Source organism: Prevotella sp. 20925_1_30, from assembly GCF_041433025.1.
GTDB lineage: Bacteria > Bacteroidota > Bacteroidia > Bacteroidales > Bacteroidaceae > Prevotella > Prevotella vespertina.
The window spans coordinates 1-16,505 of the sequence record NZ_JAPWAR010000036.1; the positions used below are offsets into that span (position 1 = coordinate 1).

Below are 16,505 nucleotides of genomic sequence, written 5' to 3' on the forward strand. Positions count from 1 at the left end.
AAGGTAACAAGCGAATAGATGAGGTAAAGCCTAAATATGAACTTGTAGGAACTCACTGCGGTCGTCGTACATTTATATGTACTGCTCTTGCAAAAGGAATTCCTCCCAGTGTTGTTATGAAGTGGACAGGACATAGTGATTACAAAGCTATGAAACCTTATATTGATATAGCTGATGAAGTGAAGTCTTCTTATATGAAGCAATTTGATGAGTAAAAAGTAAGGAGTATGAAATAGATTTTATTATCTTTGTATCGTCGTTTCGAGACACTTTAATACAATTATTGGTTTATCAGACAGTAGTCTCTCCAATATCCTTTAATACAATTATCAAGGCGACAGAGATTTGGCTTTTTGCCAGGTATTATTAATTTATGTATTAAAGTGAAGAATATGGAATTAACACAAAGTTTGTTAGAGACTCCACTGGCACAGTTGTCAGTGAAGGATTTTGTTGAGCTTATGAACACATATAATAAAAGCTATGAAGGTAATACTTCTAATGAGCTTTTTGACAAAGATAGCTGGTTATCAGGCTATAAATCTCTTGCAAAATTTCTAAAATGTAGTGTACCTACGGTGTGTCGTATTGTAAAGAGTGGCAAAATTGATAGTGCCATGAGAAAGGTTGGTAGAACGTATTGGTTTAATAAGAATATGGTAGGAACCTTATTAAAGGTAAATGCCAAGTCTGAGTAATACTCGAATAGAGCCATAAGGCTAAGACATATTAGACTATGAACAAATCTTTGAGACGAAGAGCTAATTTACTCTATAGCCTAAGAAAGAAAGGATTTAGATGTCTGACAAAGGAAAGAATTATATTTTTCCCATATGGTGACCAAGATCCATTAATGGTTAAACAGATTTCAGCTTTATGCAATAATTATAATTTTCATGTACAATTAATACTTCAATAAGATGGAAAAAAGATTATTAAACTATGTGAGTACTTCTGGAAGTGTAACGATTCAAGATGCTGTAGGAATAATTTCTTTACTCTTAATTGGTATATCATTATTCATCATCCTCTATAATATTTTGAAATGGCTAATTAGAGTTGAAAATAAAATTGACATACTAATGCTTGACGCAGATAGAAAAAATGAAGAGAAAAACAAACATATTCGACAAGATGGAAACATAGAAGAAAAATAGACCCTTGAAAAAGGGAATATTTTTATAGAACAATTAGTTAGATAATACTCGGTAAATAATATTTGATATGAAAGAAAATACAGATTTGTCAAACCAATTTGATATAATGGTTAGTCAATGTCAAAGAATGAATGCTGGTAAATTTAGTATGTCATTCAAACGAGAGGATGGCTATACTATTGAGGTAACAGCACGACAGGCTGAGGCCAAATTTGATGATGAGTTTAGTGATAAGGAACTAAAATACATCAAAAAGTCAATGATAGAAAAAATTGGCAGCGAGTCTAGTAAAGAAGCTGCTGACATGGCTTTTGATATAATCAATGTGTGCCAGGAACTATTAGGCGAGCAACAGTTTGAGTCTGTAGACCAGATTGTAAGTTCTAATCTGTAAAATTAGTAATAACAAAAGGACAATAGCAAAATTAAGAATAGCTGAAAAAGATGAAAGATTCATTTCCATTTACAAGCGCAGCGGTCATCACATATCTGTCTGCATCACTGACGACACTGGATTTCGCATGGTTTATGAATGCAGATTTTAGGATATGGATAGCAGTAATACCGTTATATGTTTTCTTAAGTTTCATTCTTTTTCTGATTTTCGGTATTGAGAAGACAGGTAACGAGGAAAACCAGTATGTAACCAAGGACAAAGCTCGGGAAATAGCAGAAGATGTCTGTAAAGAAATATTAAATACAAAAGAAAACAAATATGATAAAAAGTCCATTCCTTGATATCTGTTGCGGAGGTAAGATGTTTTACCTCGACAAGCATGATAACAGGATTCTGTTTCAGGGTATAAGAAAATTGGAGACAACATTATGTGACGGAAGTTATCTTGAATTGAAAAAGTAAATTATGAAAGCAAAACTTAGAAAGACAGGTGAGGTGGTAGAGCTGAAGCAATACTACAGTGATGGTACAGCAATGGATATTAATGGGAAGCTATATCATCAAGGTGATATATCTAAATTGTTTGAAGGCACCAATTCTAAAGGATTAGAATACGAGTTTGAGCAATTAGGTAGGACAAAGAAATGTGAGTTTATATCACAACACGTAGACTTAGCCTCTCCTGAAGCTATTGCGAAGTATGTAAAAGGTTATCTTTTTGACGTACTTAAAGATGTTGACGATGATGAGTATATTGCTACATATCTTCGGAATAAAGGTTACAAGGTAGAAGGTAATATAGAATAGCAATATAGAAATCAATATAAAAATCACAAGACAATGACAAAAGTTGAAATAACAGAATGGGGTGAAACAGATTTAGTAAAATGGCATCAGAGTAGAAGAAAAAGAAAGTATTGGTTTCAGGCTACTAAATGCAAAATAAACTATTGGCATCAGTTTTCAGAGGCTATATCAAAATTAGCTATTGTTGCTGGTATTATAACTATCATTACAAAAGGAATAAACAAATGAAAACGAAGATTAGTGATATAGCCTATGCTTTAGCGGCTATATTCACATCAGACCGTAACAACAATCTGTCACTGGAACATCACAATGAAATACAACATGTCTTTCAAAAAGTTTCGGAAATATTGTCAGAAGAGGATTTAAAAACTCTTTTATATGTTAATCCCGAATTAGTTAATCAAGCCATTGAAGAGAAACATTTGTTGGACAACATATTTAAGAAGAAACCGTAACAGATGTATGATGGAACATTCTATTATAAAGTTAGATCGTCCTTACCCAATAGTCCTATACCAGGGTAGCCTTTATTTGCAAGTTGGTAGCTTGTTTATTATTACGGACATGAAAGACGGTATAAACACTTCCTGCCGTAAGTGTCAGATACCTGTACAAAATGTATATCCAGTAATATCAGATGACGGAGGACAGTTCGGAATGAAAACGTGTGAGCAGACTATGGAAGATACCCTTTCTCTTTGCAGAGAGAAGGAAGTTGTTCCGTTTAACAAGCTAACCCTATGGCTTACATGGAATTTCATAGATACTTATGGTGATCCAGATTTGGAGACAGTTAAAAATTGCCCTACAATCCCAATGAACTACAGGCTCATTGAGGAGGTAACAAAGTATGGATGTAAGATAACAAAAGTGGATTTCCCTCAACATGGATTTGTCATTGATCTGCATCTTGAAAAGGATAATGTAGGTAACTATTACTTTAAGACATGGGAAGATAGTCAATTCTTCTTTTACGCAAAATATTTTGACTCGGTAAAAAAGGTTGCAGAATATCTGCTACCAGGAATTGAGATTTATAGCAAATACATTATATCAAAGGATTTTGAATGGAATTTTACCATAGATGACAAAGACTTTCAGCCACTATTCAATGAATTGAACAAATATATCAAGGAGCAACTTTCAGATGGCATAGACCAGTGGAGAAAACGAGGGTATGAAGAAATATTATAAGAAAAACAAATAAAGTATTATAAACTAAACATTTTATTGTATCTTTGCACCACAAAAGATACATTATGACAAAATTCACCAAAGCCAACTGGATGACCAGAGCACTACAAGAGAAGTTGAATGTAGTAGGAGAGCAATTCCGCCTTGCCCGATTACGAAGAGATCTGACAATGGATCAGGTTGCACAACGTGCGCAATGTACAAGGCTTACTCTTTCACGTTTAGAAAAGGGTGAGCCTACAGTATCTCTTGGTGTGGTAATGAGAGTACTCAATGCCCTGCAGCTTGAAGAGGATATACTCCATTTGGCTAAAGACGATAAGCTGGGACACATGGTACAGGACTTAGGTATTAAGAATAAGAAACGAGCTTCAAAAAGATAACACATGGAAACATTAGATGTGATAGCCAGTTTCGACTGGATGGATAAGGAAGAGAAGGTTGGCACTCTTGGGCATGAATACCTAAGAGGCTCTGACGTATTTTCTTTTGAGTTTGATAAAAACTGGCTCAAAACCTTTCCTAAAATTGACTTTGGGCAAGACCTCCGCCCATATCCTGGGGTACAATATAGCCGAGATAACCACATCTTCGGTTGTTTTTCTGATGCTCTCCCTGACAGATGGGGGCGACGACTGATAGACTTGCGTACTTCACTAGAGACAGAAGGGAAAGCAAGCCATACCTTATCTGATTGGGACTATCTCAAAGGCGTGGAAGATGAGCTGCGTATGGGTGGTTTTCGCTTTCAGGATCCAGATAGCGGAGCATTTATCAGCTCTACGCCTGGTTACAGCGTTCCGCCTGCCATACACATTGACGAACTTTTACAAGCTGCTAAAGAGATTGAGAAAAGTGAGTATAAGCATTTGGAACCAGAAAAGAAGTGGGTACAGAGGCTTTTCCAACCAGGTTCCTCAATGGGTGGAGCACGCCCAAAGGCTTGTGTGCAGAGTGGCGGTCATCTTTATCTTGCCAAATTCCCTTCCATCAATGACGACATCAACGTATCACGCTGGGAACATTTCGCCCATCTGATGGCTAAGGAATGTGGTATCAATGTTGCCGAAACACAGGTAATTAGGGCAGGGACTGGTCAGGATATACTTCTCTCTAAGAGATTTGATAGAACCGAAGACAACAAGAGAATCCACATGGCTTCTTCTCTCACCGTCCTTGGCTTCACTGATGGCGACGGACAAAGAAGTGGAAAAGGCTATTTGGATATTGTGGATTTTATCATTTCAGGAGGTGGCAACCATATAGAGGCTAATTTAGAAGAACTATACAAGCGAGTTGCCTTCAATATCTGTATTGGTAATACCGACGATCACTTTAGAAATCATTCGTTCCTGCTTGGAAAGGAGGGTTGGGAGTTGTCTCCTGCATACGACATGAACCCTACGAACGGTATATTTCAAGCATTGCTTATCGATACCAACACAAACGATAGTTCACTCAACAAACTTTACAATGCCCATGAGCTTTATATGCTGGATGAAACAACCGCAAGAGGCATTATAATGGACGTAACAAGAAACATGAAGTATTGGGAGAATATGGCAGAGAATATAGGACTTTCCCGACGAGAAATTATACACTTTACAAATCGTTTTGAACAAGGTATGGAATTTCAATATGGAGCAGGACTTCATCGATGAGGTCAAACCAATAGGTCAGTTACCTCTTGCAAAACTTAAAGAATATGGTTACAGTATTATGGAAGGAAATAAGCGACAGACAAAAGAAGACCTTAATACTGGCAGAGTTGGCTTTAAAAGATAGTAGAAATTACAATCATCATCAAGTCATAAACAATTATAATATGCCTTGATGATGTTATAATAATATGGCAGTATAATAGAATATTCATAAAAACATAATAATTTAATTCAATCATAAAATAATCGTGTAATCTCTTGCAAGTTTCATATATTATACCTATATTTGCAGTATCATATTTCATTGCTGACCCCTATTGTTAAGGTGTAAAGGCAGACTTGTACTGTTGTCAGCGAATTACATGTTATGGGGTCCCGCTCCTCTGAACATTTGTTCAAGTGACCTACCAAACTATGGAGATTGTTGTTTTAGCAGGGTTTTCATTAAAACCGCAACAATCAAGTTCTTTAAGAACTCATAGTAAAGTAATGTGTATTTTAAATATGATAAAAATGAAGAAATCTTATTTTATTATTGCAGCGTTGGTAGTATGTACATCTTTGCCAATAGCTCTAACATCGTGTAGTTCAAAATCAGACGATGAGCAGGAAGTTATCAACAACAGCAATTCTGTCATGAAAATGGAATTGTCTTTATCGGGCGACTATGCTAAGTTTAATCCAGTTCTTGAGTTTCATGTATGGGACTTAAAGGGGAAAGGCATGACTATGCACACCTCTACTGGACAGGACGTAAATATGATTTGGAAGCAAGTCTATGAGAATACTCCTTTTTCGTATGCATCAGCTCAAATAAAGGGTGCGTATTCATCATTCTCAGCAGCACTTGTTCTCACTAATTCAATGGAAGAAAGTGGAGAGGTATCTGTTCATGCAAAGGTTTTCAAGGATGATAAGTTAATCCGAAACGAAACTCTTAACATTAGTATAAAGCCAACAGATAATATCGTTAGTGTCAGCTTTATCCCAGAGAATGGCTTTACAAAAGTAAAATAGGAGGAATTGATATGGAAATAGACAATTCTAATCAAATCAGAGATAATAAGATTATCCTCTTTGCCAATCAAAAAGGCGGAGTTGGTAAGACTACTATATGTGGTTTGTTTTCTAATTATCTATCAGACACACGCAACGTGTCTCTACTTGTCATTGATGCAGATCCCCAGCAAACTTTTGCCAGTCGTCGTAAAGATGATAGTCGTAGACAGAAAGATATACCTTATAAAGTACAGTCTGTTACGATAAAAGACCCTTCCAGCACACGAAACATCATGCTAACTTTAAGAGGATTAGCAGGAACAACTATCATAGACACCCCAGGAAGTTTGACACAGGAGGGAATGAAAGAATTACTTGCTAATGCGGATTATATTGTTTGTCCTTATCACTATGACTTGAATACGATAGATTCGACACGTGCATTTATTCTTGCAGTCTTGCGTTTAAAACAAGCTTATCCACAGATTAAAGCACAATTTATCTTTGTATGCAATAAGTATGATGTACGAGTAGGTAAAGGAAGTGAATTACAAGCATGGAAGATTGTAGATGAGTTTTTCAAAAAATATGGTATTCTTGCTCCTCGCATTGGTAATTATGCCGATTTGGAACGCTACAATACTATCAGTAATAGTGATAAAGCTGATAAACTCACAAAACAGTGCTTTGATTTTATCTTTAAAACCATTTATAAAGTAAACGACAATGACTAAGTATAAAACAGATATCGCAGCAGCAGCATCTTCAATGATGGAACTTCCGGGAACACTCGAGGGAATGTTACATGACATTCATGGTCAAGTAGAAGTATCACCAGCAGCAGTTCCTTCTATTGCATCATCAACATCCCCTACAGAAGCTAAAAAAAAGAACAGTTCCAAGACATCAGCCAAGGTGCTTGAGCAACCAAAAATAGTTAATGGTGATGCCTTATGGACAGCCTTTTGGGAACAATGTGCCACAGAGAGCCAACAGCCTAAAACTGTAGGGAAAGATGGAAATGTAAGTTTCTGCAAAGTAGACAAAGATATTCTTGCAACTTTCAAGAAGTACGTAGTTGGAGGCTATACAACTCAGACAGTAGTTAATGCTATTCTTCGAAGTTTTATACTTCATTATAAGAAGAATTTTAACGAGTATAGGAAGTCAGAAAAATCATTGCTATAAATGTACGTTCTATGATTAAGAACTATTTTCAAAAATATGGAACAAAGATAGTATCAAAAATGGCAAAATACATTTTAGTACTATTAGTTGCTAGTGTGACATGGGTTGTAGCCATTTCACCGTCTATGTACAAAAGAGGAGAGCAACTTTATGAACAGGGAAAGCTATTCTATAATGAGGAAAAAGCCCCAAGTCCTTCTACCATGTTTTATCAAGAGAATAGTGACAGTTCTATCATAAACATAATTGAGAAAGAAGAAAAATGAGTAAGACTACAACAATATGGAATGAAGAGAAGGAACAGTTCTTGAAAGAGAACTATGCTTTTAAAACTAATGGAAATTTAGCAAAGCACCTCGGTTTTTCAGTTCCCTCGGTGAAAAAGAAGGCTTACGAGTTAGGATTAAAGAAAGTGTGTGCCAAACGCAAGATACATTCTGCTTTGGAAGCAAATGTACTTAAAATGTCTGAACTAAACTCTTATAGATCCATTGCAGATAAATTGGATATATCATTGTCATCAGTAAAGAGTATTATTAACAAAGCGACCAGTAAGGGCTATAAGAAACGTAGCAAGGAAGCAACAAAAAAAATAATGTCAGAAGCTCGTATTCGTCTTATCAAGAAGGAACGTGCTCGTGCAGTCTTTGGTTTAAACCCTAAGACAAACTTAAAAGTATTCCCTAATAAACAGAAATATCGTATGCGTGACCGCTTAAAGCGATGTAGATATGATGTAGAAAGAAATGATATCAATGTCTATATAGATGACGAAACACGTCGCCACGATAACATTGAAAATGAAGCTCAAAAGCTGGGTTTCAATATCATTACTCCAATCAAAGAATACTATCCTATAGATTTTGTTTTTGAGAATGGAGAGGCTGAAAATCAAATAGCAGAAGAGCTTATAAGGAACTAACTTTATCAATAAACACTTTAAATATAGAAAATTATGTCACAATGTAATGGAAAGGTAATTGCCATCGGTGAAGTAAAAACTGGTGAGAGTCAGAGAGGGAAATGGTCTTCTCAACAATGGGTTGTTGAAGAACAGGGGCAACAGTATCCCGAGCATTGGGTACTTGAAACCTTTGGAGAAGAAAATATTAGTAAGTTCGACGTACATGTTGGTGATGTCGTGACTGTAAAATATACAGCGCGTTCTACAGAAAAGAGTGGTAACTATTATCCCTCTAATCGTCCATGGGAAGTTGTCAAGGAGCAGCAATAACCAGATGGTTAATTAATTTAAGCGGACTACTGAAAGGTAGTCCGTTTTTCTTTTGTATCTATAAGTGGTTATTATTACATTCTAAACTATGTGAAATGTTATTTTATAGCTAATTCATTTCCCTCATTGTTGTATTTTTCATTGGGAAACGTGTAGTTGTAAATTAAGCTATACTTTTGTGAAAGTTTCTGCAAAGCACTTCACCTGAACTTTAAAATTTTGTAGAAAACGAAGAAATTTAAAAGATTTAAATTTATGTTTGGTACATCCATGACCATTATTATAATTGGCTATATTGGCTATTATGGTTACAATATCGTTTATGACCTCTACTTCGACAAGTCTGGTGAAGTGGTGACCACTGCTGCTGTTGATGAGCAGGAAGTAGATATTAAAGATGAATTAGGAGACTTAACCCAGTTTAATGCTGATGAAGATAGGGGTGAAGAAGATAAGTCTGTATTGACTTCTCCTTCAAATATCATTCAGGGTAAGACAGTAGAACAAGCTACAGAAAATACTAATAATGATGAAGGTGAGACTACCTTTGCAATGTCAGGAGGTATTAAAGCTGAGACCCTCTCTACTCTGATAACTTCGTTAGAGAACAAAGAGGAAGGGTCTGATTTCGACATTGTCGCAAAGGCGATGACACCCTCCACAATATAGTATCTTCATTTAAAATACATAATAGGTTCTAAGCCGTCCAGACGATTTATCACCATGTGGTAATTGTTAAAAGGCTTCTTTTTTCGGTACTTTAATTCGAAATATCAAAAAATATAATTTAAATGTTTCAATTAAAGCATTATTTTAAATCTGCCAAAAAGATGGCAGGAAAATCAAAGAGTTCTCTCAATCGTGGATTCGCCCTTTTCATGCTCGGCTTCATGGGCGGTGTACAGGCTTTTGCACAGAGTAGAGGCGCTGGTGGTTTTACGTCAGCTACTACAGAGATCAGTAGCTACGCTGACCCTGTGAAAAAGCTGATGTATGCCATCGCTGCTGTCATTGTTTTGGTAGGTGCATTTAATGTCTACTTTAAGATGCAGAATGGTGACCAAGACGTGAAGAAGACCATTATGATGACTATTGGTGGTTGTGTTGCTATGGTAGCTATGGCTACAGCACTCCCAATGTTCTTCAAATAGGTTGAGCAGGATATACCCGATATAGCAATTGTTAAGCTATATCGGTGTATATCTCATCAATCTATATTTATTTGTTTGATATGGAAGGGTTCAATAGTTATCCTGTCTTTAAGGGGCTACAAAAGCCATTAGAGTTGATGGGAATTCGTGGAAAGTTTATTTATTATGCTGCTGGTACATTCTTATTAGGTTTTATTGGCTTTCTTGTATTTAACATTATAATTAATTTCTTTGCCGGTGCTATTGCCCTTGCAATTATTGCTGGTACTGGAATAATCATCATCTTTATCAAGCAAAAACTTGGATTACACGCAAAGAAACGTTATAAAGGAATTGTACATTACACAGGATTATTTGATTATTAGCTATGGCAAAGAGAAAAGAGAGACCATTTGATAAGTTGTATGCAGAACTTGAAGAAATCAAGGATGCACGTGGAGAAGTCATGAATACCGTTCTTTTTTCAAAGAATGGTAATTGGTCTGTTATTATCGAGATCGAGAACCCCATCCAACAATATTGTACGGATGCTGAGCTTTATTATAGCTATGCTGATATATTAAGCAACATAATCCAAACATTAGGAGAAGGCTATTGTATACAAAAGCAAGATGTTTTCTGCAAGCAGGGATATAATCATGCTATTACTGATGACATGAGCTTTCTCTATAAATCATATTTTAATTACTTCAAGGGACGTGACTATACTAATATTCGCACATTCCTAATCATTACACAGGAATTCAAGCAGAGTTCCTTCGTGAAGTACGACCCTAAAGCATGGCTTGATTTTCATTCAAAAGTCGGTAAGGTCATTAATATCTTATCCGAAAAAAACATACCACATTACAAACTCAATAAAAAGGAGGTTGCAGAATATGTACACCGTTTTCTTGCTTTCGATTTTAAACCACAGCCTTTCTCTTTGAATAATATGAATGTAACTGATGAATATATTAAATCAGGAGAAAGAGCCATCAAATCTTTTTCTTTGGTTAATATAGACACTATAGATTTACCTACATTCATTCGTCCATTTAATACAATGCCTGTCAATGGCTTTAATATAGCAACTGACCTACTATCATTTCTTGCAGATATACCATCTACTGACTGTGTTATCTATAATCAGGTTATACAGATACCCCAACAGCGTCCACTAATGCGCAAGTTACAAAGTAAGGCAAAACGTCATGATTCGATGCCTGACCCAAGTAACAAGATTGCAAAAGCAGATATAGACCTCGTTCTTGACCTACTTGCCAAAGAAAGCAAGCTGCTTGTATATTGTAACTTTAATATTATAACATCTTGTCCGCTTGCCAAAATAAACGACGTAAGTTCATTTTTAGAGACAAAACTATATGATTGTGGTATTATGCCATCAAAGGCTTGTTATAACCAGTTAGAGTTGTTTGCAAACTCTTTCCCTGGCATGTCCTATTCTCTCAATAAGGAGTATGATTTATTTCTTACCCTTGCAGATGCTGCAATATGTTTGTTCTATAAAGAACATATGAAACATAGCGAAGAGTCTCGGCTGAATGTCTATTATACAGATAGACAAGGAATACCTGTTTCTATAGATATCACAGGAAAGGAAGGAAAGATTAAGATGACAGACAATGCTAACTTTTTCTGCCTGGGTCCGAGTGGAAGTGGAAAGAGTTTCCATATGAATTCAGTTGTAGCACAGCTTCTCATGCAAGATACTGATGTCGTTATGATTGATACTGGAGATAGTTATGAGGGGATAAGCCATTATTTCCATGGTACTTATATCACTTATAGTAAAGAGAGACCAATATCAATGAACCCATTCAGTATTACAACTGATGAGTATAATCTAAATTTTGGTGAGAAAAAGCAGTTCTTAAAATCTCTAATATTCCTTATATTCAAAGGAAACGAAGAACCAACAAAGATTGAAGATAAAATCATCAATCAAACTCTTGTAGAGTATTATGAAGAATACTTTCACCCATTTGAAAAGTTCTCCGAGAAAGACAGGGAACGTCTTCGTGAACGTCTTTTGCTTGAGGAAAAAAAGAATGGAGAATATGAAAAGTATGAGCAGAAATTAGAAGAAAAGTATGGCGATGACTATCGTATAGATGAACTGGAGGGAAATATAGAAGAAGAATATAATGATAAAATTTCAGAAGAAGTTAATTCTGAAAATAACACTGAAGACTTTGATTTTACTACGGAAGAGAAAAATCATCATGCAAAAGTAGAACGTCAAGTTAATAAGCTGCGCAATATAGTTAATGACAAGGCTGCATCTGATGGTGAAAAACAGAATGCCAATAAGCAACTAATTCGTCTTATGCCAGAGCTTATAGAGGGAAAATACCTGATGCGTATTGAAAAAAAGATTGACAGAATGGAAAAGAAACGTCGTAAACTACACGTCACCAATCTATCATTCAATACATATTATGAATTTGCTTTAGAACGTATACCTCAAATAATGGCTGAAAAGAAAATTGATTTCGATATAGATGACTTTGCAGCTATCTTGGAACAATTCTATAAAGGTGGAGAATTAGAGCATACTCTTAATAATGACCTTGATAAGTCTCTTTTTGATGAAAAGTTTATTGTCTTTGAAATTGATAAAATAAAAGATGACCCTATTCTTTTCCCTATTGTCGTCTTGATCATTATGGATGTGTTTTTACAGAAAATGCGTCTAAAGAAAGGTCGAAAGGCTCTCATCATTGAAGAAGCGTGGAAAGCTATATCTTCCCCTACGATGGCAGGATATATTAAGTATCTCTACAAAACAGTTCGTAAGTTCAATGGTATTGCAGGTGTCGTTACACAGGAACTTAATGACGTGATAGACTCTCCTATTGTTAAGGAGGCAATCATCAATAACTCTGATGTAAAAATACTTTTGGATCAAAGTAAATTTAAGGATAGATATGAGGATATTTCAGCAATCCTTGGATTAACAGATGTCCAACGACAACAGATATTTACTGTTAATGCTTTACCTCCCAAAGAAGGTATCCCTTATCATAAAGAAGTATGGATAAGCCGTGGGCAATACTCTGATGTGTACTCTGTAGAAGTACCGCCAGAATGGTACTGGGCTTTTACCACAGAACGTGTTGAGAAAGAGGCTTTAAAAGTCTATGAGAGAGCTTTCAATGATGATATAGAACAAGCAATTGCTCATATAGAAGCAGATAGAAAGAAGATGCAAATAGGAAGATACTTTGACTTTGCAGTCCTCGTTAATAAACATCAAAATATTATGAGCTTATGGAATTAATAAAAAAAATATTATTGAGTTTAATTGTCTTATTATTATACTGCACTTCAAGTAATGCTACTGTAGTGCGATTAGTAATTGATAAGAAAAGTGTAGCAGCAGTAACGGCTAATACTGCTATTCAAAGTTCCATAGAAATTGTTCATAACAAGACATTGGAGGAAATACGTAAGAAGCAAGAAAAGATTATGTCCTATACAGCTTCGATGGAGTCCATAAAAGAACTTTATCGCATGTCAATGCAGAATATTAGTGGATTTGGAGAGGAATCAGCCTATTATAGACAAATGGTTGATAACTTCTTACAAGTGCCTGGTAACACAGCAAGAGCTGTAAAGGCTATTAATCGTTGTCCTGGTATTAATTATATCAATAGTTTAAATGAAATTGTTAATATTCAGATAGATGTAGTTGGTTTAGTAGAAAAATTTGTAGACATAGTAAATAATGGTAAAGTTGATTTTTCCGCATTTACAAGTGGGAAAAGTAATGATAAGCTATCCACTCTGTTACAGAATGCCCACTTAGGGAAAGGAGATGGATATAACTTCCTTGATCGGTATCAACGGCTTACATTAGCTAATGAATTGTTAGCCCATATCGTAGATATTAACACACGGCTTAACCAAATTGTCTACATATGCGAATATTGTCGTACATTCAGTAATTTCATGTACAATATAGACCCTTTGACTTGGGCTACATATTTTCAGGGAGCAAACATGGTTCAAGGTGTTATCAATGATTGGAAATATGAAATGCAAGGTTAATTAAGTATATCACTCTAATTTTATCCTGTAAAGAATGAAAAAGATTTTGCTTATACTACTTTTTATAGTTGGTTCCTTCTCATATAGTCATGCTGGAATCGAGTTTCCTGCTGATATGCCTACAATAACAGCACTTATAAATCTACATAAGAAAATGGCTAAAGCCGAGGATGCTTCTGTAAATCAAGTGAACACAAGTTATATAGAACAGCAACTTGTAACAGATAATGCTACTAAGTTTAATGATGTTAGAACCACCCTAAATACAAAGCTCAATAATGCACATCAATGGATAGTTCTTGCTGCTGCTATGTCAAAGACAACACTTGATGTAGGAAGTACAGTAAAGGAATATATACAATTCACAAAATTAATGGGAAAGAATCTACTACGTAAACCACAGGTAGCATGGTATTTTGCAGAGGCGAACTACAATGTAAGTAAGAGAGTGTCGCTCTTAAAAAAATCTGTAGCTTTACTCGTTGCTTCTGAAACAAACATTCTTAAAGCATCAATGGATGAGCGTATGGAGATTATCTTTAATATTCAGGAGCAGGTAGCAATCATACGTGGTATTATCAACCAAGCACTTTTTTGGAGTCGTTGTGTTGCCATTGGAGGATTTAAATACGATTATATATGGGACATTCTCAACAGCGAAGTCTATACAGGCATAGCAAACGATATAATAAACTCATGGAATAAAAATCTTACAGAGATATGAAAAGAATACTTTTCTTTATAATCTTCTTAACTGTGACTTTAACTGTAACAGCTCAGCAGCCTGTTCATGATTCACAGAAAGAGCATCAGATTCGCTCTATGGAACAAGGACATTGGGATTTCTCTCCCGATTGGTGGTACCTTCTTTTCCATAAAAATTATAGTGGCGCAAGCAAAAAATGGAAATGGAAAGGCTTTAAATCAGGCTGGCGTGTTGTCTTCAAGGAAAGTGATTCTAACGTTAAAACTGTTGCCCCACGTCGAGAAAAGCAGGTCGCTGTTCAAGCTTTAAAACAACAAATTATAGAAAAAGAACGTAAAAAGATAGAAGAACTCAATAATGAAGAAATAGCACGTGCAGCTGACCGAAACTCTGACCTGGTATATGGGAAATATAAGGAGTTATTCACGGATATGCAATCGTCCATTACAGAAGGATTGACTTATTGTATGATAAAAAGTAAAGGTAAGATGGCTGGAAGTATTAAAGAACTCACAGATAGAAATGAAGTGATAACTTCAAACATAGCCTACCTTCGCAAAACAGGAGTTGGATATGAACTTGAAAATGCAAAAAGAGAAAGAGGGTTTGCTAAAGCAAAGAAAGATATGGAAGAACTTGTAAAGAAGGTAACAACTCTTGCACGTCTCGCAAAAGCTTTTTATTAATTCATAAGAATGATGATTATGATAGACCAATTATTGAGCATAAATATGATGATGACAGCCTTTGTTAATCAACTTTTGACAATGGGCTTACCTGTCATAGATGAAAGTTTGGCTGAACTTATGAGTGTTATGAAGTCGGCTCCGACAAATGGATTGTTTGGAGAAATGCAAAGTATGGCAAGAGGCTTAGGTATAACACTCGCTTTATGCGTTGGCTCATACGAATGTTGGGTGATGATACTTGGAAGACGTGCTATGGACGTACTAAAGATACTCCGTATCTTAGGTCTTGCAATATGTATCCAATTTTCTCCTTTGATTTGTAGTGCTTTAGATGTCCCAGGCAATTGGCTTGAAAGTAGAACGCAAGGAATGGCAAAAGCTGCAAATAAGCAGGTTGCAACTTTAGAAAGAGCTGTTGCAACAAAACAACAAGAATACATGGATTCTCTTCGAAGTCAAATGTCAAAGCAAGAGGAGCAAAAGGCTGCCCAAGATGCTGCAACAGAAGATGGGATTTGGGATAAAATTCAGCATGGAGTAGAAAATATTGGTATAAGCATACAGAACTTTGCAAAACAAGCTGCTGTATTACTTGAAACGAAGATAAGCGAGTGGGCAAATGACATCATTCGTTTTATAGGAGAAATAATATTCCAAATGACTTACTATGGAATGTTGGTTGGACAACGTATATTTCTAAGTGTATTAAAACTCTTCTGCCCTGTTATGTTTGCGCTTTCAATAGTCCCACCCTGGAGAAGTGCATGGTCACAATGGATTTCAAAGTATCTAACAATTTCTCTATGGGGATTTCTTGTTTATTTGATAGTCTATTATATAGACTTCCTAATAATGTACTATTTAAAGTCAGATTTAACAGCGTATAATCAACTTCTTCATAACGCAGCTGGCTGGAATAATATAGGTGCACTTGGTATGCAAGCGATTGGAACGACTTGCATGTATGTTGTCGGAATGTTAGCAGGTGCAAAGATTCTAAGTATGGTACCTGAGGTATGTTCTTGGCTCATTCCTGGAGGTGTTTCTTCTGGTGCTGGTTCTATGGCTGCCGGTACATCAGGTGGAGCTGCTGGTGCTGCTGGTGCAGCAGTCGGTGTCGCTGTTGGAGCTGCAACAGGTGGTGCAAGTACTGCTGCAAGTGTTGCTGGAGCCTATAACCAAAGCCGTTCAAGTGGCGGTTCTGTTACTGGTTCTCTTGTCAATAGTGCAATTAGTAATTCAAGTATTGGTAAGAGTTTCATATCA

Annotated in this window: 25 protein-coding genes and 1 pseudogene; all 26 read left to right on the forward strand. The window is 35.9% G+C overall.

Annotated features, from left to right (window positions below):
• Positions 1-215 (forward strand): annotated as a pseudogene (locus tag O3603_RS11020) (site-specific integrase); the annotation flags it as partial.
• A 177-nt stretch (positions 216-392) separates the two neighbouring features.
• Entirely contained in the window at positions 393-698 is a 306-nt protein-coding gene (locus O3603_RS11025; RefSeq protein WP_371522818.1) for a DUF3853 family protein, read from the forward strand.
• Positions 699-920: 222 nt separating this feature from the next.
• A complete protein-coding gene (locus tag O3603_RS11030) occupies positions 921-1,157 on the forward strand; it encodes a hypothetical protein (protein ID WP_371522820.1) in 237 nt (78 codons plus the stop codon).
• Between the two features lie 106 nt (positions 1,158-1,263).
• The gene (locus tag O3603_RS11035; RefSeq protein ID WP_371522822.1) at positions 1,264-1,551 is read left to right on the forward strand and encodes a hypothetical protein; all 288 of its coding nucleotides are present in this window, start codon (positions 1,264-1,266) and stop codon (positions 1,549-1,551) included.
• 50 nt (positions 1,552-1,601) lie between these two features.
• Entirely contained in the window at positions 1,602-1,895 is a 294-nt protein-coding gene (locus O3603_RS11040) for a hypothetical protein (RefSeq protein WP_036894717.1), read from the forward strand.
• 124 nt (positions 1,896-2,019) lie between these two features.
• Positions 2,020-2,361: a hypothetical protein gene (locus O3603_RS11045; RefSeq protein WP_371522824.1), complete on the forward strand. Its 342-nt coding sequence runs from the start codon at positions 2,020-2,022 to the stop codon at positions 2,359-2,361.
• 33 nt (positions 2,362-2,394) lie between these two features.
• Entirely contained in the window at positions 2,395-2,589 is a 195-nt protein-coding gene (locus O3603_RS11050; RefSeq protein ID WP_371522826.1) for a hypothetical protein, read from the forward strand.
• Positions 2,586-2,819, forward strand: a complete 234-nt coding sequence (locus O3603_RS11055) for a hypothetical protein (protein ID WP_371522828.1) — start codon at positions 2,586-2,588, stop codon at positions 2,817-2,819. Before O3603_RS11050 ends, O3603_RS11055 begins: the two co-directional genes overlap by 4 nt.
• A 7-nt stretch (positions 2,820-2,826) precedes the next feature.
• Positions 2,827-3,558: a hypothetical protein gene (locus O3603_RS11060; protein WP_371522830.1), complete on the forward strand. Its 732-nt coding sequence runs from the start codon at positions 2,827-2,829 to the stop codon at positions 3,556-3,558.
• A gap of 65 nt (positions 3,559-3,623) precedes the next feature.
• The gene (locus O3603_RS11065; protein ID WP_009434262.1) at positions 3,624-3,941 is read left to right on the forward strand and encodes a helix-turn-helix domain-containing protein; all 318 of its coding nucleotides are present in this window, start codon (positions 3,624-3,626) and stop codon (positions 3,939-3,941) included.
• Positions 3,942-3,944: 3 nt separating this feature from the next.
• Entirely contained in the window at positions 3,945-5,219 is a 1,275-nt protein-coding gene (locus O3603_RS11070; RefSeq protein ID WP_371522832.1) for a type II toxin-antitoxin system HipA family toxin, read from the forward strand.
• Positions 5,220-5,263: 44 nt separating this feature from the next.
• Positions 5,264-5,392: a hypothetical protein gene (locus O3603_RS11075; protein WP_371522834.1), complete on the forward strand. Its 129-nt coding sequence runs from the start codon at positions 5,264-5,266 to the stop codon at positions 5,390-5,392.
• A 340-nt stretch (positions 5,393-5,732) separates the two neighbouring features.
• Entirely contained in the window at positions 5,733-6,236 is a 504-nt protein-coding gene (locus tag O3603_RS11080; protein ID WP_371522836.1) for a hypothetical protein, read from the forward strand.
• A gap of 11 nt (positions 6,237-6,247) precedes the next feature.
• Complete coding sequence (locus O3603_RS11085; protein WP_371522838.1) at positions 6,248-6,952, forward strand: ParA family protein; 705 nt, start codon at positions 6,248-6,250, stop codon at positions 6,950-6,952.
• Positions 6,945-7,406, forward strand: coding sequence for a hypothetical protein (locus tag O3603_RS11090; RefSeq protein WP_009434260.1), 462 nt, complete (start codon positions 6,945-6,947; stop codon positions 7,404-7,406). The genes O3603_RS11085 and O3603_RS11090 overlap by 8 nt, the downstream gene beginning before the upstream one ends.
• Positions 7,407-7,417: 11 nt before the next feature.
• A complete protein-coding gene (locus O3603_RS11095; protein WP_371522840.1) occupies positions 7,418-7,672 on the forward strand; it encodes a hypothetical protein in 255 nt (84 codons plus the stop codon).
• Complete coding sequence (locus O3603_RS11100) at positions 7,669-8,328, forward strand: hypothetical protein (protein ID WP_371522842.1); 660 nt, start codon at positions 7,669-7,671, stop codon at positions 8,326-8,328. Before O3603_RS11095 ends, O3603_RS11100 begins: the two co-directional genes overlap by 4 nt.
• Before the next feature lie 33 nt (positions 8,329-8,361).
• The gene (locus O3603_RS11105; RefSeq protein WP_009434258.1) at positions 8,362-8,640 is read left to right on the forward strand and encodes a DUF3127 domain-containing protein; all 279 of its coding nucleotides are present in this window, start codon (positions 8,362-8,364) and stop codon (positions 8,638-8,640) included.
• A 255-nt stretch (positions 8,641-8,895) separates the two neighbouring features.
• Positions 8,896-9,309: a hypothetical protein gene (locus O3603_RS11110; RefSeq protein WP_371522844.1), complete on the forward strand. Its 414-nt coding sequence runs from the start codon at positions 8,896-8,898 to the stop codon at positions 9,307-9,309.
• A 122-nt stretch (positions 9,310-9,431) separates the two neighbouring features.
• Complete coding sequence (locus O3603_RS11115; protein ID WP_100016329.1) at positions 9,432-9,791, forward strand: DUF4134 domain-containing protein; 360 nt, start codon at positions 9,432-9,434, stop codon at positions 9,789-9,791.
• An 80-nt stretch (positions 9,792-9,871) separates the two neighbouring features.
• Positions 9,872-10,156: a DUF4133 domain-containing protein gene (locus O3603_RS11120; RefSeq protein ID WP_100016331.1), complete on the forward strand. Its 285-nt coding sequence runs from the start codon at positions 9,872-9,874 to the stop codon at positions 10,154-10,156.
• 2 nt (positions 10,157-10,158) lie between these two features.
• Positions 10,159-13,074 (forward strand): TraG family conjugative transposon ATPase, encoded by a 2,916-nt coding sequence (locus O3603_RS11125; RefSeq protein WP_371522847.1) that lies wholly within the window; start codon positions 10,159-10,161, stop codon positions 13,072-13,074.
• Positions 13,075-13,139: 65 nt separating this feature from the next.
• Positions 13,140-13,844 (forward strand): hypothetical protein, encoded by a 705-nt coding sequence (locus tag O3603_RS11130; RefSeq protein WP_371522849.1) that lies wholly within the window; start codon positions 13,140-13,142, stop codon positions 13,842-13,844.
• A 34-nt stretch (positions 13,845-13,878) separates the two neighbouring features.
• Positions 13,879-14,568: a hypothetical protein gene (locus O3603_RS11135; protein ID WP_371522851.1), complete on the forward strand. Its 690-nt coding sequence runs from the start codon at positions 13,879-13,881 to the stop codon at positions 14,566-14,568.
• A complete protein-coding gene (locus tag O3603_RS11140; RefSeq protein WP_371522853.1) occupies positions 14,565-15,236 on the forward strand; it encodes a DUF5045 domain-containing protein in 672 nt (223 codons plus the stop codon). The genes O3603_RS11135 and O3603_RS11140 overlap by 4 nt, the downstream gene beginning before the upstream one ends.
• An 18-nt stretch (positions 15,237-15,254) precedes the next feature.
• Positions 15,255-16,505, forward strand: a 1,251-nt coding sequence (locus O3603_RS11145) for a hypothetical protein (RefSeq protein WP_371522855.1), incomplete at its 3' end; no start/stop codon positions are given.